Origin of the sequence: Austwickia chelonae NBRC 105200 (genome assembly GCF_000298175.1) — a bacterium.
Taxonomy (GTDB): Bacteria; Actinomycetota; Actinomycetes; order Actinomycetales; family Dermatophilaceae; genus Austwickia; species Austwickia chelonae.
Genome location: NZ_BAGZ01000008.1, coordinates 119,231 through 137,851 on the forward strand (window position 1 = coordinate 119,231; position 18,621 = coordinate 137,851).

Genomic DNA, 18,621 nt, shown 5'->3' on the forward strand with positions numbered 1-18,621 from the left:
AGGGGAACGACGGTGCGCCAACCACTGAGGCATATCGGGATCTCACTGATCATCCTGCTGACCGTCGACCTGACGGTCCACATGCTTCCGAACTGGGCCTGGGGGATCGCCCTGGCGCTCTTCGCCATCTACCTGACCAGCGCTTTCATCCTCACCCGAGTCGAATGCAGGCTGCAGGAGCGCGAAACCGGAGCCGGACGATGACGCTGCACCGCAGCCGGAAACTCGTCGACGGAGCGGCCCCGCCGCGCCGACCGTCAGGAGTAACGTACGGGGGCGTGAGAACAGGAAAAACGTTGGCGGTCATCTGTATCGGGTCCGCCAGCATCGTGCTCGTCACAGGATGCAGCTTCAACCGATCACGGACACCGGTCAGAGCCACCATCACCATGTCGACCGTGACCGAGGACGCCGGGGACGAGGCCCCGGACAGCACCGGCACGCGCAGCCAGGGCATCGCCGCACCCGGCATCGCCCCGGGGAAACGCACCACCAGGAACGCCCACGACGGTCACCGGCCCGGAACATCAGGCAGACAGGAGCCACGGCAGGCCAGTTCGGTCCCCGGACAGCGCGGACCGAATCCCAGCAGAAGCTGTCCCACCGGTGGCCCGTCGGTGCCGGGATGCCCCGATCCGGCACGGCCGGGCGCCAGCAGGCCCGCAGCCATTCCTCCCGTGTCCACCCCGACGGTGAAACCGGCTCCGCCCACAGCCTCTCCACCGGGGAAGCGTCCCACGGCACCCGCTACCACCCGTCCGCCCGCTCCGGTGGCGCCGGCCCCGGCCGCGCCTCACTCGAAATTGCAGGATCCGCGCTCCCGTCAGCCGATCTGAGCGCGACAAGTACGGGACGCCAGGCCGTCGCAGGCCGGACCGTCAACTGTTCCCCTGCGGACGGGGACATCCTGTTCCGAAGAGGTCCGTGACGCAGGTAAGCAGTCAGAACGCCCTCGTCAGGGCCAATCTCCCCGAGCCAAAGGCGAACCCACGACTGCTGGGGAATCCGTGCCCTCCTGGTGGTCGCCCTGGGGCGACTCGCGGACAGCTGCTTCAGATGACGCTGCCGGCTCTTCGGTCACTACGATGGCAGGAGAAGGAAGTGGGATCATGGCGTGTTCCTGGGGTAGGGGTCGGAACTAGTCATGCAGCCTAACGGTTTGTGAGAACAGGAACCCACTGCGGGTTCCCTCTGTTCATCTCTGGGGGTTGTCATGTTGTCCTTCGGGAGTCGCCTGCGCGCGGCCCGCCTCGAAAAGGGACTGTCACAGGAGCAGCTGGGCGCACCCCTGTTCTCCCGCAGCTACATGTCGCTGGTCGAGTCGGGCCAGCGACCGCCGACCCACGAAGTCATCACCCATGTCGCCGAACGACTGGGCCTCGACCCCACCGTCCTGGAGAAATGGCACGCCCTGGAAGGACAGGCCTTCGACATCGAGGTCGCCATCGCCCAGATCGAAGTGCTCTCGGCCTTCATCGAGAACGACTTCGACGACGTCCGCACCTGGGCCGGTCGGCTGCGTACCCTCACCGACGACGAACAACGACTCGGGCTGTGGTGGGTCTCCTCCTATGTGCGCATCCTGTGCGACTTCTCCGCAGGCGCCTACTCCTCGGCGAAGGAGACCGCCCAGTCCCTGCGTCAGCACCTCTCCAGCTCGCTCTCACCCCAACTCGCCGGACGGGTCGACTGTCTGCTCGCCCAGATCCTGCGCGCCAACGGTGACCTCGAAGAAGCGGTGTCCGCAGCCGAGTCCGCAGTGGGTGCACTGTCCGGGCTCGATTCCACCGAATCGGCATATGTGTCCTCCCGGGTGGTCCTCGCCTCCTGTCTGGGCGAGCTCGGCCGCACCGACGAGGCGCTCGGCCATCTCGACTCACTCGGCCTGGTCTCACCGGAGAGGGTGAGCCGGCTCGACTGGGGCAAGGCCCACTGGGCTCGGGGGAATCTGCATTTCCTCAACGGCGACCACGTGGCCGGGCGTCGCGAACACGACCTGGCGATCACACTCATCGACCCGGTACGTCACCTTCGGCTGTGGGGGCGGCTACACCGCTCGTCGGCGACGATGCGGATCAAGTCGGGCGGACCCCTGGGGGATGTCCCCGAGCTGCTGGCCAAGGCGGATATGGTCGAGCAGATCAGCCCCACCACCACCGGTCTGGCCGAGCTGGCGATCGCCCGGGGCATGTACCTGGCGGCCTGCGAGGACTGGGCGGCCGCGCTGTCCGCCCTGCAGTCGGGCCTGGTCGACGCCGAGGCGTTGGCCCCGCAGACCAGGGGCGATGCCTATGAGAGCCTCGGCCAGGTGATGGCGCGGTGCGGGCGGCCGGACGAGGCTGCTGAACATTTCTCCCGGGCCTCTGCCCTGTTCACCCACGCGGGGGCGCACGCCCGCGCCGAGCAGATCAGGGAGGAGCGGGAGGCCTGGTCGTGAAGCGCCGCTCTCCTGAGGGGTGGCGCGTCGGCGCGCGGTGAGCCGGAGGACCTCCGGACGCAGGTGTGGCCCTCGAACCCGGAGGTTCGAGGGCCACACCTATGAGAAAGAACTCGTCAACGAGTCCGGCGATCCGTCAACGGATCAGTAACGGCCGCCCTTGCGGTTGTCGCGGTTGCGGTCGCCGCCGTTGTCGCCGCCGCCCTTGCCACCGTTGTGGGTGGTGAGCTTCAGGCCGTAGTCCTTCAGGATCGGGTTCAGCGGCTGGAAGTAGGCCACGTTCGGACGGCCGACCTTCTCGCCACAGGACTTGTTCGGCCCGTAGCCGGCGCCACCGCTGGTGACACCCTGGGCCTGGTTGCCCGCGATCCAGGAGCCACCGGAGTCGCCACCCTCGGAGCAGACGTTGGCCTGGGTCATGCCGCGGACGATGTCCTGGCCGCCACCGGGCTTGCCGTAACGCACGGTGACGTTCTTGGCCTGGATGACACCACAGGTCCAGCGGGTGGTGCGGCCGGACTTGCAGACGGTGGCGCCCACGGGAGCCTCCTGGCTGCCGGCGACGGCCACGGCCTTGCCGTTCCAGTGGTCAACGGCGCCGACGCCGTTCCAGCCGTTCTCCATCGTGCTGTAAGCCATGTCGGGGCCGGGGAAGTTGTACTTGACCGGCTTGCCCAGGTTCTGGCCGTTGCGGCGGAAGGCCTGGCCGCCGGCCGCACAGTGTCCAGCGGTGATGAAGACGTTCTTGCCGTCCTTGGTTGCAGGGAAACCAACGGAGCAGACGCTACGACCGAACTGGATCTCCTGGCCACCGTAGAGGTTGGCCTGAGCCTCGATGGTGGCTTCGACTTCCTGGACCTCGACGCCCTGGACGTCCTTGACCTGCTTCTTCGCCTCTTCGGCCTTGTCCTTGGGCACGGTGAGGACGACGACGTTGCGCTCCACGTCGACGTAGGAGGCGGCCATCTTGTCGCCGACCTTGTCCTCGGCGTTCTTCTTGGAGTCGTTCAGCTTGGAGGCGGAGTTCTTGACGACGCGGACGTCGGCGTTCTTGTCCTTCTCCTTGACCTTGTCGACAGCCTTCTCGTCGGTCACGGTGACGACGAGCTTGCCGCGCTTCTGGTCGATGAAGCTTCCTGCGGTCTTGTCACCGAGGTCGCCCTCGATGTCCTTGGCCTTCTGGGCGTGTCCGTCCTGGTCCTTGACGCGACGCTTGGCCTCTTCGCCGTCGAGTCCGTAGGACTTCGAGAGCCACTCGGCGGACATCTCCTGGATGGTGGAGAGCTCTTCGGACTTCTTCTCGTCAGCGGCCTGTGCGGTCAAGGGAGCGGCGGCAGGGAGAAGCGCTGCGCTGGACAGCAGGGCGAGAGTCGCTCCGATGCGCTTATTCATTGAGGGGGCCTTCCTCGGAGGGTGAGGGGAGTGGTTCGTCGAGGAGTCGATGAACCGGCGGTAAGAATGCAGGTGTTGACTTTTTTTGTCAACAACCTCGACTTGGACACAGGTTCAGGAATATAGTTGCGCCCCCTCGGGAACCGGGCCGTGTCGGCGGCCCGACGGACGGGGTGGGGTGCGGCAGGCTGGTCCTGTGACGGGGATGAGTAACACCTGGATGCCAGCTGAGCTGCAGTTATCGGCGAGCGCGATCATGTTGGACGAGGCGGGCCGTCTGCTCGTGGTGAAACCGACGTACAAATCGGGGTGGACGGTGCCCGGTGGGATGGCCGAGGCGGGGGAGAGTCCGTGGGAGGCCTGTCGGCGTGAGGTGTTCGAGGAGACCGGGCTGTTCCTGGCCACAGGGAAACTCGTGTGTGTTGACACTCGCCCGAGTCGCCGGGGTGGGGTGCTGGGGCTGCGTTATCTCTTCCGGGCTGGGCCTTTGTCCGTGGATGAGGTTGTGGCGGTGCGGGTGCAACCGGGGGAGATCGAGGATTTTAGCTTGGTGACCAGGGATGATGCGTTTTCGCTCTTGCGTCCTCCGGTGGCCCGGCGGGTGCGGGCGGGCTGGGATGCGCCGTGTTGTGTCTATCTGGAGGACGGTCGTCCGGTGCCCGGGGTGTCCTGAGTGGGGGCCGATGAGTGGCGCTGTCGTCGGGGGCGCGCTCTTTTCGGTGGGATGAGCTGCTGGATTGGTCTGCCGCTGAACGGAATTCGGTGGTCGGCAGGGTGTCTCGAAGAATATTCTCATCGCGAGACAGCGTCATCTCGAAGCGTGGAATATTCGGCGGCGTCCGTAGTGATTTGAGTCACGACGAACGGGGGTGGTTGACACTAATCACCAGATCCGCGAAAGCACTTCGGGGACCATCGTGGGCCATGCCCCAGCCGTAGCGCCAGAGAACTCGTGGAGCAGTGATCCAACCGTGACCTATCCCGCTGTCCAAAATGCGGATGATTTTCCTGAGTTGTACAGAAAACCCAGGACATTCACGTAGTTCGCCAGTGCAGATACCTTCTCGCGCCATCGAGCTTCCCCTGCCGGATCGGAACACCGGCCACGTCATCACCGGCCACATGAAAGGCCACACCGGACCGCAGCCCCTCGAAAACCCTCCCTCGGAACCACTGCCCCGCCGGGAACCAGACCGACACGGATTCGATTCCTCCGCCGACAGACCGACCCCCGCCGACAACGACCCCGGAAACCAGGAAGAACTCCTCACGCCCGCCCGGAAAAGAAACCGACCCGGAGAACACCACCGGACGTCTACCGACAACGGACCCGGCGAACACGGCCTGACCACCGGTCAGCCCGCAGACCGGCCGCCACGACCACTCCTTATAAATAAGGAGTCGAACCCCGATCCGCACTGCCGGGTATAAGGATCCACCCGAGAAGGTCAAAGGATCGTCAAGAATGTCACGACAAGCGTCCTACTCGCCGATGAGGTTGATGCCGGGGCGAATCGACACCGCCCCCCCGGCATTGACCCACCGCTGAGGGAGAAAACGATGAACACCCGCCACGACGCCGCCGTCCGCGCCACCATCCGCGGCTCGTCCGGCCGCAGATACCACCTCAAAACCCGCACCGAACAAGGCAGCCGCGAATGGTATGTCGGCTCGGAAAACGGCAGCTGGGGATCCCCCTTCGTCAACGAACCCAGCGCCCGGAAATGGGCCCGTCAACACTGAACCCACCACCAGCCGCCACCGACGCCGCCGCCTCCAGGATCGTCCACGCCTGGACCTGAGGGCTGAACTCCAGCGGAGAAGACACCACCCCCAGGATCGGGGACCCCGGGACCACCGGGAACACCCGCGCCCGCCGCGGCCCGTCCACCACCACACTGCCCTGCCACCACGCCGCAGCAGACCCCTCCACCAACTCCGCAGCCCGCGCCCGCACCGGCCCCGGCAACGCCTCCGACAGCGCAGCCTCCGCCAGATAGCGCACCAGGATGCCGGTGAACAATCCCGCATCACCGTCCCCGAACGCCCGCAACACCGCAGAACCCGGCAGACACAAATGCCGAGCCACCGCCTCCACCACCCGCGCAGCCCGCTCCGACGACCTCTCGTCCCCGACCGCCAACAACGCCCCCAGCAGAACACCCTGGTTGTACGAATAGACGGTGTCGTCGACCCGGCCGTCCAACCAGATCGTGTCCAACGCCAGCCCCCGGCGCTCGTCGAACAAAGTCGCGAAGATCCACTCCACCACCTGACGGGCCCGCTCCACCTCACCGGCCCGGGCCCACCCGATCGCCGCCGGAGCCGACGCCGGCACATTCTTCCGGTCATGACGACGAGTCCAGAAGACCCCACCGCCCAGATCCCCGGTATGCCCCTCCACCAACCGCGAGGACAACACCCGCACCAGACGACGCGACCGCCACGACGACGGCCACCCCGATTCCCGCCGCCACGCCTCCAACCGACCCACAGCCAGCCACAACCACGCCATGTCGTCGTAGAAGTCATTCGTGAACCGGCCACCGTTCCGCAGCCATATCGAATCCACCAGACGGCCGGCCAGCCGCTCGTACGCCCGCGCCCCGGCCACATCCCCGGCCCGACCGTGCCGCAGCCCGGCATCCACCAGGACATCCAGGTAATGCGCCTGCCACCAGTAGTTCCACGTCCACTCGCCGACCGGCGGGCGCGGACGACGCACCACACCCAGATGAGTGCCCGGGACACCCCAGACCCGCGAACCGAACATCGGGACCACACTGCGAGCAGCCTCATCGGCACGCTCCGCCCACACCGACGCCACCGACCCCTCGGCAGAGGCCTCCACACCCGTCGGTCGACCGGCATGCCCGGAAGAAGATGACGCAGACGACGGCGAAGGAACAACGAACCTGTCCATCCACCCAGCTTGCCGACAAGACCGTCGAAGCGCCCGACCAGAACCGGGAAACCCGGGCAGCGAGCTCGTCTCAGAAACGGGCAAACCCACGAACAACACTCAGGTCTGGCCGATTCCGTCCGTATCAAAGGCCGTGAGCGAACTGCGTCGAGATATCGCGGAGGCGGCCGCGCGAATGGTCGTGACCTTCGGCACGCGCTCAGCCATGCGCGACCTCGCCGAAGAACTCGGTGCCGAAGAACAAGTCGTCGAACTGGCCGCCTGCACCTACGCCGGAGCAGCCGGACTCGTCGCCCTCACCAGCGACCGGGTCATCGCGATCCGCGACGACTACAGCAAACACCAGGTGCAATTCGTCCTCATCCGTGAAGTCGCCACCGTCGACTACGACCCCACCGTCCACGACGGATTCGCCCTCTTCAGCTCCTCCGGTCGACTCGTCGTCCGGAAGATGCGCCGAGAAGACGGCGACCGACTCGTCGACGCCCTGCTCACCCGGGCACCGCACATCGTCGTCCACGTCACCCGCCCCAGCGGCGGCCCCGGCGGCAGCCCACAGGAACGACTCGGACGCCACCGCAAACCCGCCGCCGTCCGGCCCGGCGACCAACCCGGCCGGCCCCAGCCGCGAGCCGTTCCCGGAGCCACCCCCGACCCCCTGGTCGCACCGAAAGTGCCACCGGCGATCGCCGCGCAGGCCAATGCCGCCCAAGCTGCCAGTCAAGCGGTGCAACCCCCCGCGAACCCCCCCACGGGAAATCTCCCCGGCGTCGGTGCAGCCCCCGGCACACCCGGCGGGACACCCACCGCCGGGATACCCACGGTCCCCCCGGTCGGACCGCCCGGCTTCACCCCCGGATTCGGCGGCAGCCCCACGCCCACCGCAGCTCCACCCGCCCCCGCAGCTCCCGCGCCGGCGGCCCCCGCACCCGGCCTCGCCCAAGGCGCCACCGGACGCCCGGCCACCGACAAGGAGATCCTGCTCGGCGTCCTGGCCGACCTGCACGCCCAAGGCGTCCTGACCGCGGAAGAATTCGCCGCGAAGGTACGCCAGATCGTCAGCCAGCCCTGAATCGCACATCGTCCACTCCACCCCAGGTCAGCAGCCGAGGAAAGCTCAACCGGCCCGTGCCGAAGCCGACTAGTGAGCCGCCACCGTTTCAGGAGTAAGGACCCGCCGTGCTGCTGCGCTTTTCTTCACGTGCCACCACCGGGCACATCTCGACCGACCGCGCACCCGAAGGGATCCTTCGGAACCTCAAAGTCGGTGGGGAACAGGTCAAGATGGCTTCCGCCGATCTGACCGAATGTCTCGCCCGCCTCGCCGTCGCCACCGAAGCGACCGCCGACACCGCCCACTCGATGTCCGCAGCCACCGGAACCGTCGCCGACGAAGCACAATCCGTCGCCTCCGCCACCGAGGAGATGACCGCAGCAATGCGCGAAGTCTCCCGAGCCGCAGCCCAGGCGACCATCGCCGTCGCCGACGCCAGCAGAACCGCCCAGGAGGTCCGCGGCTCTGTCGAATCGCTCACCGAATCGACCGGTCAGATCGACGGCGTCGTCAAATCGGTGTCCAGCATCTCCGACCAGACCAGACTGCTCGCCCTCAACGCCACCATCGAAGCCGCCCGAGCAGGCACCGCAGGAAAAGGATTCGCCGTCGTCGCCGAAGAGGTCAAGAACCTCGCCGACGAGACCACATCGGCCACCACCGAGATCGCCGACAAACTCGCACAGCTCGCTGAACACAGCGAAGCCGTCCGTGAAGCCGTCCTTCGCATCGATCGGATGCTCGAACAGGTTGAACGCAATCAAGCCTCCATCGCCGCCGCCATCGAAGAACAAAATGCCACCATCGCCGGGATCACCCGGTCCGCAGCCAATGTCGCCGGAGCAACCTCCAGTCTGCGCGCCGACGTCGTCTCCTGCGTGGAGACCACCGAAATCTCACACGCCAGCCTCGATCGGGCCCGCGAACAGATGACGAGGATGGAACGCGCGGTCGAATCCCAACAGGTCACCATCGACCGACTCGCGGACGGCATCGTCCTCCACCCACTGCGCGCCGGGATCTCTGCACACGCCGCCTGGAAGAAACGACTACGCACCGCCATCGACACCGGCAGTCTCCCCGCCGGGGTCACCGTCCAATCCGCATCCCGGGACGACGTCTGCCCCTTCGGCACCTGGCTCCACTCCGGGCAGGCCGACGCCCTCGACCAGACACGCGCAGCCCGAGCGCGAGAAGCCCACGCCCGCTTCCACGAAGCCGCCGGACGGATCCTCGCCGAAGCAGCCGCCGGTCGTCGCCGCGAAGCAGACGCACTGATGTGCGACACCGACGGATACGCCGGCATCGCCATGCGCCTCACCGACGACCTGACCGCATGGGCCGACGAGGTCGAGAAGAACGCCTGACCGCAACGCCGGACGCGCCACAGGAGAGCCCATGAGATCCCACACCTCCGGCAGGCTCCGCCGCTGGACCGTTGTCGTCCTGTCCGCGATGCTGGCTGCGCTCCACCTGGTGGGCGCCGTCCTCGCCGGGAAAACAGCCCACGCCAGTGCACCGGAATGGCCGTACAACTTCACCTCGGCACGCGGCACACCGGATGGACCGAGACCTCTGGCCTCCACCTCGATCACCATCTCCCCGCAGCTGGTCGCCGTCGGCTCGACCGTGACCTACACCGCGACGGTCAACGTGAAAGCCGCTCCCTCGGGTGCACCGATCACCGACGTGATCTGCGTGCTGACCTCCGACCCCAATGCGCTCTTCACCTCGATGGCCGCGACGGTCACCGACGTCAACGGCGTCGCCACCCCCGTCACCATGAAGTCCTACAACGGAGGACAGCAGGGATACCTCGAATGGAACGGAGGCACTGCCCCCGCCGGACCCTTCATCGTCACCGCGACCGGCAAGGTCACCGGGGGGACCCCCGGACAGGCCCTGGGTGGGCAGAGCAATGTCCACGCCTTCTCCACGGTGCCCGCCGACTGGTACCCCTCCACCCGGACCGTCTTCATCGGCGGGGGCTCCGGCTACGTCGACCACAGCTTCTACTTCACCAGTGGTGGCCGCGGCTACGGCACCTGGCTGGCCGGACTGACCCTCGGTGGAAGCGGATATGCCTGGACCGGCGACCTGCAGGTCTATGCCTCCAGCACCACTGCCGGAACCAGCACGCACATGGACAGGATCCAGACCGCCTACATCAGGCGGGCGCCGCTGAGTACGACGTACTACCCCTCACGGGTGCTGGTACCCAGTTCGTACGACGACCCGAACGCGATCTACGACACCCTCCTGCAATACCCCTACGACCCGAACACCTCCACCGGTGACACCTGGGTACCTGACGGCACGACGATCACCGTCCGACGCTACTTCTCCGGGTACAGCTCCACACGGAAGCTCTACCACCACATCGACTCCGGCGACATCGCTCCCCGCACCGACGTCGTCGCCAGCACCAGGGCGTGGATCACCGGGAATCCGGCGATGAAGGTGACCCCGCAGACCGGAAGTTCCACCGCACCCGGCCCGGCCGTCCCACCCGGAATTACGCCCGTGACCTACACGGTGACCAACACCGGGGACCAACAACTCGGTGCACTCACCCTGGCCGATCCGGCCGCTTCCGGGATCACTTGCCAAGCGGCCACCCTCGCACCCGGGGTGAGTACCACCTGTCAAGGAACCGCCACCGTCTCGTCTGGGAGCACCCTCACCCTGGCTCCGCGGGCCACCGCCACCCCAGTCTTCGGGAGCGGCGCTCCGGCACCGCCCGCGCTCACCGTGACTGCCACCAGCTACATCCATGCACCCGGGTTGACCCTGCGGACCACGGTCAACGGGGACGACGCCGGGAACAGCGGCTCCCGGCTGTCCGTCCCGCCCGGTGAGCCTTACACCGTCACCTACTACCTCACCAACACCGGACAGGCCACCCTCACCGAAGTCACCGTCACCGATCGGAGCCATGGGACGGACACTGTCGTACCGGGCTGCCCGAACAGCATCCCGGCAGGTGCCACCCTCACCTGCACGAAACAGGAGAGCGCGCCGACCGGGGGTGCCGTCTCCGTCGACGAGAACACCACCGCGACAGCGAACGACGAAGGTGTCGCGGTCAGTGGACAGGACACCTCCTACCTGGTGACCGGGACCATCGTGGGCATGACGATCTCGGCGACCGTCAACGGGACAGAGACCCCGCCTTACCCGGGCACGCCTGTCGCCGAGGGCAGCGCGGTGAACGTGGTGTACACGGTGAAGAACACCTCCAATGTCGTCGTCACCGACCTGGCCGCCCAGATCGACAACGGCAGCGCACCCACCTGCGCCGACACGAGTCTCCAACCTGGTCAGAGTACGACCTGCACGGCGACCGTCACGGTGACGGCCTCGAACCCACTCGACCGGACCACCACCGTGCGGGGTAGTGCCGACGGCACCCCGGTGCAGGTCTCGAAGAGGGTGCTCGCCTACGTCCCGACGATCGGTCTGTCCACCGAGGTGAAGAATCCCGCCGACGGGACCTGGGCTTCTGTCGACAGTGCGCCAGGCACCCCCGTGCCGGCCGGTGCCCAGCTCGAACTGCGTTACGTGGTGCGGAACACCTCACCAGCCGATCTGGCCATGGTCACGGTGACCGGAACCGATGCCGTCGGTCTGTCCTGCCCGAGGACGACGCTGGCCGCGGGAGGAGGTGAGCTCCTCTGCACTGCGAGGGCGACAGCCTCGGTCGACGGCGGGGTCACCGCCACGTATGCGGGCGCGGTTTCGGCGGTACCCAGCGGGTACAACGCGCCACAGGCCGCTGATTCGGACACCGCGGTGACCACGACCGTTCCGGTCACCTCGATCACCACGGCCCTGCTGGTGGACGGGACCCCGATCGGGAACAGCACCGAGGTCGACCCGGAGGCGACGACCCGGATCGAGGTCATGGTGACCAATACCGGCAATGTTCCGTTGAGCGGAGTGCACGTCGGCGCCGACACCTCATTCCTGTCCTCGGCCGGGAACACGGTTACGGGTACGCCGACCCTCACCTGTCAGACGACTACCTTGGCCGCCGGGGCGAGCACCCGATGCGTCGGGGAACTGAAGGCACCTTTCGTCCCCGGGACGATGACCCTGACGACGAGGACCGGTGCGGAACCGCAGACCCCGTCGGGTGTCGAACCGCCGGCGCTCTCCACGGTCGTCGACACCGGGTCCTTCTCGGTGCACGCGATGCCGTCTGTGACAATCAGGACGGACGTGGTCACCCCTTCCGGTCCGAAACCGGCCGACGACCGACCCGGGGAGATCTTCCCTAGGGCGGCCCGGGCGGGATTACTGTACGTCATCCGTAATACCGGGAATGTGCCTTTGACGTTCACGGTCTCCGGAGCGGCGCTGCCGACCGGTGGCGTTCCCGACTGCGGGGGTGCGACCACTCTTCCTGCCTGGACCGGGAGCGGTGCGCACCCCTCGGTCACCTGTACAGCCGACAGCGAAGCTCTGCAGGAGTCGCAGTCGGTGGACGCCTTCGGCACGGTGCATGCCGTGTACACGCCATCGGCGGGCCAGGCGGTGAACGTCACGAGCAGCGACTCGGCGTGGATCACCGCGGCGGCTGAACCTCTTCCTGGGCCGATCACGGGACCGAACCCGGCACCGGTTCCCAGCCCGGAGCCGAGTCTGCCCTCACCGTCCACCGGTCCGTCGCCGTCGGTGCCACCTGCCCCGTCACCGACGGGCACGGTGACGACTTCGCCTGATCCGGTGCCGTCGCGGCTGATCGTACGACCTCCGAGCGATGCGCCGACTTTCGAACCCAGGCCGGATGCCGTCCCTGATCCGGTCGGTCCGTCGGTCGGGCCGGATCCTGTCTCGGAGCCTCGCCCGGGCCCGGCGCCCGGTCCGGTCCCGGAGTTCTCTCCCTCATCGTCCGGGCCGTCGTCCCCGCCGTCGACGGACCGGCCGCTTGCGCCACCGTCGGCTGGGCCGGACGACGGGAGTCCCGATCCCCGTCCGACCTCTCCTGACGGTCGGTATTCCTCGGTTTCTGACGGGTCGGCCCGGTGGTCGTCGGGTCCAGGTCGGGGAAGGATGTCGGGCCTGCCGGAGACCGGTACGTCGGTTGCTCTGGTCTCGGTCGCAGGTGGTCTGTTGTCTGGGTTGGGCCTGCTCCTGCTGGTGGTCGGTCGTCGCCGTCCGGAATGAGGGCTGTTTCCCGGCTGGCCAGTTCGGCCGCCGGGTCACCGCCCCAGTAGGTGACGGCTGATGACCAGGCGTTGGATCTGGTTGGTGCCCTCGAAGATCTGGGTCACCTTGGCTTCACGCATGTACCGCTCGACGGGGAAGTCCTTCGTGTATCCGGCGCCGCCGAGCACCTGCACCGCGTCCGTGGTCACCTTCATGGCGGCGTCGGTGGCGACGAGTTTGGCGACCGAGGCCTCCTTGCTCATCGGTCGGCCGGCGTCCTTCAGACGGGCGGCGTGGAGGTAGGTGGCCCGGGCGCTGGTCACCGCGGCTTCCATGTCTGCCAGGAGAAAAGCCAATCCTTGGAATTCGGCGATCTTCCGGCCGAACTGCTCCCGTTCCTTCGCATATGTCGCTGCTACGTCGAGGGCGGCCTGGGCCAGTCCGGTCGCGGCAGCGGCGATGCCGAGCCGTCCGCTGTCCAGGGCCGACAGGGCGATCGACATGCCCTGTCCTTCCCGGCCGATGAGGGCCTGCGGGGACAGTGCGGCGCCGTCGAAGAGAACCTGCCCGACGGTGTCGCAGTCGAGGCCCATCTTCCGTTCCGGCGGGGCGAAGCTCATCCCCGGTGTCCCGGCGGGGACGTGGAAGCAGGACAGGCCGCGGGGGCCGTCGTCGCTGGTCCGTGCGAAGAGGGTGTAGAAGTCGGCGTGCCCGGCGTGGCTGATCCACGCCTTCGTCCCTTTCACCTCGTAACCGTCGGCGGTCCGGGTCGCCCGGGTCGAGATGCCGGCCACATCCGAGCCGGCCGCCGGTTCGGACAGGCAGTAGGCGCCGAGCATCTCCCCGGACAGCATCGTCGTGAGGAGGTCCTCCTTCTGTTCGTCCGTGCCGAAGGCGGCGATCGGGTTGCAGGTGAGGCTGTGCACGGAGACACCGACGGCGATGCTCATCCAGGCAGACGCGATCTCTTCGACGACTTGCAGGTAGACCTCATAGGGCTGGCCGCCGCCGCCCAGCTCTTCCGGATAGGAGAGTGTCAGCAGGCCGGCGCGGCCCAGGAGGGAGAAGATCTCGCGCGGGAATTCGGCTTTCGCTTCCATCGCGTCCACCTGTGGGCGGAGTTTGTCGTCGCAGATCTCGCGGGTGAGGCCGATCAGGTCCTGGCCTTCGTCCGTCGGCATGTGGCGTATGGCTGGCATAAGGCGAAGAGTATGAGAAGGGTTGTTCTCGTAGGCTATTCGCGATCATCGTGTCAGTGGGCGGTCGGATCGGCCCTGACTCGGGGACCCCTGGCACCGCCGCGCCGCCCGACCGGGCCGACTAGGCAGCTACCCGGCCAGGAAATGCGATGTCGCGAAGAGCCCGCCGTCCGGCGCGACCGCGAGCACCGCGACATCCCACCGGGCACAGGCCATGTCGAGGGTGTGCCGGCCTCCGGCCAGGACCGCCGTGGCCAACACATCCGCACTGACGATGTCCGGGCCCGCCACGGTCACCTGCACGAACGGTTCGACACCCGGCGCCGACCAGATGTGCCCGCCCCGCTCCGAGGTCCCCGAGGTGGCCAGCGCCGGATACCGCGAGGACAGCGTGAACTGGCTGAACATGCCGGAGCGGTCCGTCGGGTCGACGATGCCCGCCGTCCACGGCCTCGCCTGCCCCTCGCGGCGGTCCAAGCCGTCCACCAGGACGTCCCCGCCCACGTTCAGGCACCAGTCGGCCAGCCCCTGCGCGGCCAGCTCCTCGGCGACCCGCCCGATGGCATAAGCCTTCACCACTCCGGACAGGTCGAGACGTCCGTCCGGGCGGATCGGGGAGAAAACGCCCTCGGTGGCCGTCTGCCACCGCATCGCCAGGTCGTGGCAGTGCCGGAAGGTCTCGCTCGTCCCGGCGAGGGTGAGCTCGCCACGGTCGAGGCGGCAGGACTCCGACCCCGGGCGGTGGAGCGAGAAGCAGTCCTCGATCCCGTCCAGGAGGGCACCGATCCGGTCGGACAGCCCCGGAGGCTCCGTGGCGGACAGGGCCAGGCTCACCACGGTGCCCATGGCCGACCTGATCACGGGCCGGTCCCGGCGGCTCCCGGCTGTCGGGCCTGGTCGATCGCGGCCTGCAGACTCGTCCGATAGGCCTTCGAGGTGTACGTCGCGCCCGAGACGGTGCTGATCTCCGCCGAATTGGCGGCGACGACCCGTTCCTTGAGTACCGGCCCGGCCTTGCCCTGGAGTTGCTTGGAATAGCCGCTGTTGGCGTTGAGCGTCGCGTCCACCCCGGTGATGCACCCGCCGGCGACGGTGATCTCCACTGCCGTGTCCCCGTACTTGTAGTCGGAACGTGCGCCGGAGTACCGGCCGTCCCGGTAGGCCGGATTCGCCTGGCAGGGGGTTGCGGACGTGGTGGTCGCGGCCGACGGGGCGGAGGCTGCCGAGGACGTCCGGGCGTCGCCGGGGGTGTTAGGTGGCTGGCCGCACCCGGAGCTCAGCACGACGAGCGCGCCGGCGCCGAGCGCGAAGGAGATGGGCATCGCACGGGGCGGGGTCATCGAAGGTTCCTTTCTTCTCGGCGTGTTCAGCGCACGAGCCCGTCGAGGACGGTGGCTCCCTTGACGGAATTCGGTGTGGGCGGGTCGGTCAGCGAGTAGGCCATGGTGATGACCTTCTTGTTCGCCACGGCCGACAGTTTCTCCGCGCCTTGGAAGGTCATCAGGGTGGGCTCGGCCTCCTCGCTCTTGCCTTCGCCGTACAGCAGGACGAGATGGTCCGGGTTCTTGGCGAGGAGGTCTTCCATCGATCCGTCGAAGACGCGCTGCGGGTCCTCCCCGTAGACATTGGTGAAACCGTTGGCCTCCACGATCGGCTGGACCATGCTCGACTTGCCGTAGACGTAGAAGGACTTGCTCCCGGGCATGACGTACAGGACGGCGACGCTCCCGCGTTTCCGGCCTTCCTTGGTGAGCCCGCTGATCTTCGCATTCATCCGTTCGGTGAGTTCGCGGCCTTTCTCCGGCGCTCCGAAGATGGAGGCGACCTTGGCGATCTCGTCGTTGACCATCCCGAAGGTGGCTTTCGCCGGGTTGAGGTTGGGGCAGAAGCTCACCGGCGCGTACACGGGGATCCCGGCCTTGCGCAGGGCGTCCCGGTCGATGCCGGCGTCGAATCCGATGACCAGGTCGGCTCCGCTGGCGATGACCGTCTCGGTCGCCACCTGGGTGCCGCCGCTGTCGAGTACCGAGCTGGCGATCTCCGGGATCTTCTTGATCCTGGCCAGGGTGTTCTCGTCGTAGGGGGCGGTGCGCAGTTTGCCCGAGCGTCCGACGATCCGGTCGAGCAGGTTCATCTCGGCCAGGATCGACAGGTCGGTGTCGTCCATGATCAGGACCTTCTCCGGGCTCTTGGTGAAGGTGAGTTTCTCGTCGCAGCTGTTCACCGTGGCCGGGAAGGCACCGGAGGCGGTTCCGCCCGAGGAGGAGTTCGATGGGATGGACGAGCTGCACGCTGTCGTCAGCAGACAGCCGAGGGTGAGCGCGACGGTCAGACAGGTGCGCGTCCTGGTTCTCATGCTTTTCCTCCTGAGTGCACCGATTCGATGCGTTGGCAAGGTGATGCGCTGCGGTGGGTGTGTCCTGGCGAGAACAGGAGGTGTGGCTGCCCATGGTGCTCGAGGCATTCCACGGCCACGTGGTAGACGGCCGAGACGATCTGCGGGGTCAGGACCTCCCGGGGCGGTCCGTAGGCCACCGGACGCCCCCGGTCGAGCAGGACCAGTTCGTCGCAGACCCGTCCGGCGAGGTTGAGATCGTGCAGGACGACCACGGTCGTCGTGTCGAGGGTGCGTACCAGTTCGAAGAGTTGGAACTGGTGGTGCAGGTCCAGATGGTTCGTCGGTTCGTCGAGCAGCAGGAAGGGTGCGTTCTGGACGATGGCCCGGGCGATCAGCACGCGTTGGCGTTCGCCGCCGGACAGTTCGGTGACGAGTCGTTCGGCGAGCGTCCCGAGACCGACCCGGTCCAGGGCCTCGTCGACGCGTTCCCGGTCCTGGGCGTCGCCGTAGCCGACCAGTGAACGATGTGGCAGGCGTCCCAGGTTGACGCTGTCGCGCACGCTCAACGGCAGGGCGGCTTCGTTCTCCTGGGCGACGACGGCGACATGTCGGGCGATCCGTCGGCGGGAGAGCGTCCCGATCTCGTCCGCTCCCAGTTCGATGGTCCCGGATTCGTGGGTGATCGCCCGGTGCAGTGCCAACAGCAGGGAGGACTTTCCGGCCCCGTTGGGTCCGATGACGCCGACGGTGGTCCCGGCGCGGGCGGTGAATCCGACGCCGTCCACGACGAGACGGTCGCCGCGGCGGATGGTGACCTCGCGGGCGGACAGGGCGTCGGGTGTGCTGTTCATCGTGGGGCTTTCATGGAGCGGATCATGACGAGGAGGATCGGTGCGCCGACGAGGCCGGTGACGACCCCGATGGGGATCTCGGACGGGGCGAAGATCACTCGGGCGACGGTGTCGGCGACGACGAGGAAGATGCCTCCCGACATGGCGGTGCCCACCACGAGGACCCGATGGTTGCGGGCCAGGAAATGTCGGCACAGGTGGGGGACGACGAGTCCGACGAAGCCGATGCCGCCGGCGGTGGCCACGGCGACCGCGACGGCGGCCGAGACGACGAGGGTGATGACCAGGCGGATCCGGACCGGGTCGATGCCGACGGTCAATGCGGTGGTGTCGCCGCTGGAGACGGCATCGAGCAGCGGTGCTGCGACCCAGAAGAGCACGGTCAAGATCAGGGCGACGAGCGCTGCCGCCCAAGCTGATTCCCACGTGCTGTGGGACAGTGAGCCGAGCATCCAGAACATGACGCTGCGGGCGGTCTCGGGGTCGGCGCTGGAGAAGACGATCAGATTGGTCATCGACTGGAAGATGAAACCGCAGGCCAGGCCGGCCAGGACCAGGTGGAGGACGCCTTGGTTCCGTCCCCCGCCGACGGCCAGGACGAGTGCCGTCGCCAGGGCCGCTCCCAGGAAAGCCATCGCCGACAGTCCTGCACCGTGGGCGACGCCCAGCAGGACCACCGAGGTGGCGGCTCCGGCGGATGCTCCGGAGCTGACCCCGAGGACGTAGGGCTCGGCCAGCGGGTTGCGGGTCATCGCCTGGAGTGCGCTGCCGCCGACGGCCAGGATGGCGCCGATGCCCAGGCCGGCCAGGACGCGGGGGGCCCGGTTGTCCCAGATCAGGGCGTCGGCGATCGGGGAGGGCGGGGTGATCCCGGAGCTGGGTAGGTGGGAGAGCATGACCTGGGCGATCTGTGCGACGGAGACCTTTGCCGCACCGAAGTGCATGCAGATGATCGGCGCCAGGACGAGGGCGATGCTCAGGAGCGCCAGGCGGCGACGGACGCGCCAACGGATGGACGCAGGGGCGCGCTCCGGAGAGCGCAGGCTGGCGGGCACTGGCGATCCGTTCGTCGGTGGGCCGAGGCACGCGGCACGCACGTTGACAGTAATAGCGTTGACAGGTATTCGGACTCGGCTTCGTCCAGGGCCGGACCCTTCCCAGCCGAAGCCAGTGGTCTTGTCCGCCTGTCAGCCATACCGCTGCGTGTCAGTCCCGGCCTTGCACCGGGTTCCCTCGTCAACAGCTCGACGATAGTCCTCTTCTGAGGGATCGTGCG

General features: G+C 67.5%; 16 protein-coding genes and 1 riboswitch. Of the genes, 8 read left to right on the forward strand and 8 right to left on the reverse strand.

Translation table 11 applies throughout. From position 1 onward, the window contains the following. The first annotated feature begins 12 nt into the window (after window positions 1-12). The 3 genes from AUCHE_RS07220 (at window position 13) to AUCHE_RS07230 (ending at window position 2,437) form a co-directional block, all read left to right on the forward strand. Window positions 13-204, forward strand: coding sequence for a hypothetical protein (locus tag AUCHE_RS07220; RefSeq protein ID WP_040321829.1), 192 nt, complete (start codon window positions 13-15; stop codon window positions 202-204). A 74-nt stretch (window positions 205-278) separates the two neighbouring features. After that, on the forward strand, window positions 279-836 hold the full coding sequence (locus AUCHE_RS16930) for a hypothetical protein (RefSeq protein ID WP_177175340.1): 558 nt from the start codon (window positions 279-281) through the stop codon (window positions 834-836). Between the two features lie 377 nt (window positions 837-1,213). Next, the gene (locus AUCHE_RS07230) at window positions 1,214-2,437 is read left to right on the forward strand and encodes a helix-turn-helix domain-containing protein (RefSeq protein WP_006502625.1); all 1,224 of its coding nucleotides are present in this window, start codon (window positions 1,214-1,216) and stop codon (window positions 2,435-2,437) included. A 144-nt stretch (window positions 2,438-2,581) separates the two neighbouring features. On the opposite strand, the gene AUCHE_RS07235 is transcribed toward AUCHE_RS07230, so the two are convergent. Further along, a complete protein-coding gene (locus AUCHE_RS07235) occupies window positions 2,582-3,829 on the reverse strand; it encodes a S1 family peptidase (protein WP_006502626.1) in 1,248 nt (415 codons plus the stop codon). Window positions 3,830-4,049: 220 nt separating this feature from the next. Between AUCHE_RS07235 and AUCHE_RS07240 the strand changes: the two genes are divergently transcribed. Next, window positions 4,050-4,502 (forward strand): NUDIX domain-containing protein, encoded by a 453-nt coding sequence (locus AUCHE_RS07240; protein ID WP_006502627.1) that lies wholly within the window; start codon window positions 4,050-4,052, stop codon window positions 4,500-4,502. Window positions 4,503-5,389: 887 nt separating this feature from the next. Continuing rightward, entirely contained in the window at window positions 5,390-5,572 is a 183-nt protein-coding gene (locus AUCHE_RS16160) for a hypothetical protein (protein WP_006502629.1), read from the forward strand. Here AUCHE_RS16160 and AUCHE_RS07255 read toward each other — a convergent pair. Further along, window positions 5,532-6,752, reverse strand: coding sequence for a glycoside hydrolase family 76 protein (locus tag AUCHE_RS07255; protein ID WP_081578164.1), 1,221 nt, complete (start codon window positions 6,750-6,752; stop codon window positions 5,532-5,534). The genes AUCHE_RS16160 and AUCHE_RS07255 overlap by 41 nt on opposite strands. 133 nt (window positions 6,753-6,885) lie before the next feature. Between AUCHE_RS07255 and AUCHE_RS07260 the strand changes: the two genes are divergently transcribed. From AUCHE_RS07260 to AUCHE_RS07270, 3 genes are all read left to right on the forward strand, one after another. Beyond that, window positions 6,886-7,824: an SHOCT domain-containing protein gene (locus AUCHE_RS07260; RefSeq protein ID WP_006502631.1), complete on the forward strand. Its 939-nt coding sequence runs from the start codon at window positions 6,886-6,888 to the stop codon at window positions 7,822-7,824. Between the two features lie 107 nt (window positions 7,825-7,931). Further along, complete coding sequence (locus tag AUCHE_RS15615) at window positions 7,932-9,173, forward strand: methyl-accepting chemotaxis protein (protein WP_006502632.1); 1,242 nt, start codon at window positions 7,932-7,934, stop codon at window positions 9,171-9,173. 31 nt (window positions 9,174-9,204) lie between these two features. Continuing rightward, complete coding sequence (locus AUCHE_RS07270) at window positions 9,205-12,975, forward strand: DUF7507 domain-containing protein (RefSeq protein ID WP_006502633.1); 3,771 nt, start codon at window positions 9,205-9,207, stop codon at window positions 12,973-12,975. A gap of 35 nt (window positions 12,976-13,010) precedes the next feature. On the opposite strand, the gene AUCHE_RS07275 is transcribed toward AUCHE_RS07270, so the two are convergent. The 6 genes from AUCHE_RS07275 to AUCHE_RS07300 form a co-directional block, all read right to left on the reverse strand. Continuing rightward, window positions 13,011-14,156, reverse strand: coding sequence for an acyl-CoA dehydrogenase family protein (locus tag AUCHE_RS07275; RefSeq protein ID WP_006502634.1), 1,146 nt, complete (start codon window positions 14,154-14,156; stop codon window positions 13,011-13,013). A gap of 129 nt (window positions 14,157-14,285) precedes the next feature. Beyond that, entirely contained in the window at window positions 14,286-15,017 is a 732-nt protein-coding gene (locus tag AUCHE_RS07280) for an FAD:protein FMN transferase (protein ID WP_245706774.1), read from the reverse strand. Next, on the reverse strand, window positions 15,014-15,496 hold the full coding sequence (locus AUCHE_RS07285; RefSeq protein WP_006502636.1) for an FMN-binding protein: 483 nt from the start codon (window positions 15,494-15,496) through the stop codon (window positions 15,014-15,016). The genes AUCHE_RS07280 and AUCHE_RS07285 overlap by 4 nt, the downstream gene beginning before the upstream one ends. A 26-nt stretch (window positions 15,497-15,522) precedes the next feature. Further along, a complete protein-coding gene (locus tag AUCHE_RS07290; protein ID WP_006502637.1) occupies window positions 15,523-16,512 on the reverse strand; it encodes an ABC transporter substrate-binding protein in 990 nt (329 codons plus the stop codon). Next, on the reverse strand, window positions 16,509-17,345 hold the full coding sequence (locus AUCHE_RS07295) for an ABC transporter ATP-binding protein (RefSeq protein ID WP_006502638.1): 837 nt from the start codon (window positions 17,343-17,345) through the stop codon (window positions 16,509-16,511). The genes AUCHE_RS07290 and AUCHE_RS07295 overlap by 4 nt, the downstream gene beginning before the upstream one ends. Continuing rightward, window positions 17,342-18,400: a FecCD family ABC transporter permease gene (locus AUCHE_RS07300; RefSeq protein ID WP_006502639.1), complete on the reverse strand. Its 1,059-nt coding sequence runs from the start codon at window positions 18,398-18,400 to the stop codon at window positions 17,342-17,344. The genes AUCHE_RS07295 and AUCHE_RS07300 overlap by 4 nt, the downstream gene beginning before the upstream one ends. 43 nt (window positions 18,401-18,443) lie before the next feature. Further along, window positions 18,444-18,604: riboswitch (cobalamin riboswitch) on the reverse strand. Window positions 18,605-18,621: the final 17 nt, after the last annotated feature.

Bases quoted from the DNA above. Each gene is read 5' to 3' on its own strand.
- AUCHE_RS07230 (WP_006502625.1), top strand. From the start codon at position 1,214: ATGTTGTCCTTCGGGAGTCGCCTGCGCGCGGCCCGCCTCGAAAAGGGA.
- AUCHE_RS07235 (WP_006502626.1), bottom strand. From the start codon at position 3,829: ATGAATAAGCGCATCGGAGCGACTCTCGCCCTGCTGTCCAGCGCAGCG.
- AUCHE_RS07240 (WP_006502627.1), top strand. From the start codon at position 4,050: ATGCCAGCTGAGCTGCAGTTATCGGCGAGCGCGATCATGTTGGACGAG.
- AUCHE_RS16160 (WP_006502629.1), top strand. From the start codon at position 5,390: ATGAACACCCGCCACGACGCCGCCGTCCGCGCCACCATCCGCGGCTCG.
- AUCHE_RS07255 (WP_081578164.1), bottom strand. From the start codon at position 6,752: ATGGACAGGTTCGTTGTTCCTTCGCCGTCGTCTGCGTCATCTTCTTCC.
- AUCHE_RS07270 (WP_006502633.1), top strand. From the start codon at position 9,205: ATGAGATCCCACACCTCCGGCAGGCTCCGCCGCTGGACCGTTGTCGTC.
- AUCHE_RS07275 (WP_006502634.1), bottom strand. From the start codon at position 14,156: ATGCCAGCCATACGCCACATGCCGACGGACGAAGGCCAGGACCTGATC.
- AUCHE_RS07285 (WP_006502636.1), bottom strand. From the start codon at position 15,496: ATGACCCCGCCCCGTGCGATGCCCATCTCCTTCGCGCTCGGCGCCGGC.
- AUCHE_RS07290 (WP_006502637.1), bottom strand. From the start codon at position 16,512: ATGAGAACCAGGACGCGCACCTGTCTGACCGTCGCGCTCACCCTCGGC.
- AUCHE_RS07295 (WP_006502638.1), bottom strand. From the start codon at position 17,345: ATGAACAGCACACCCGACGCCCTGTCCGCCCGCGAGGTCACCATCCGC.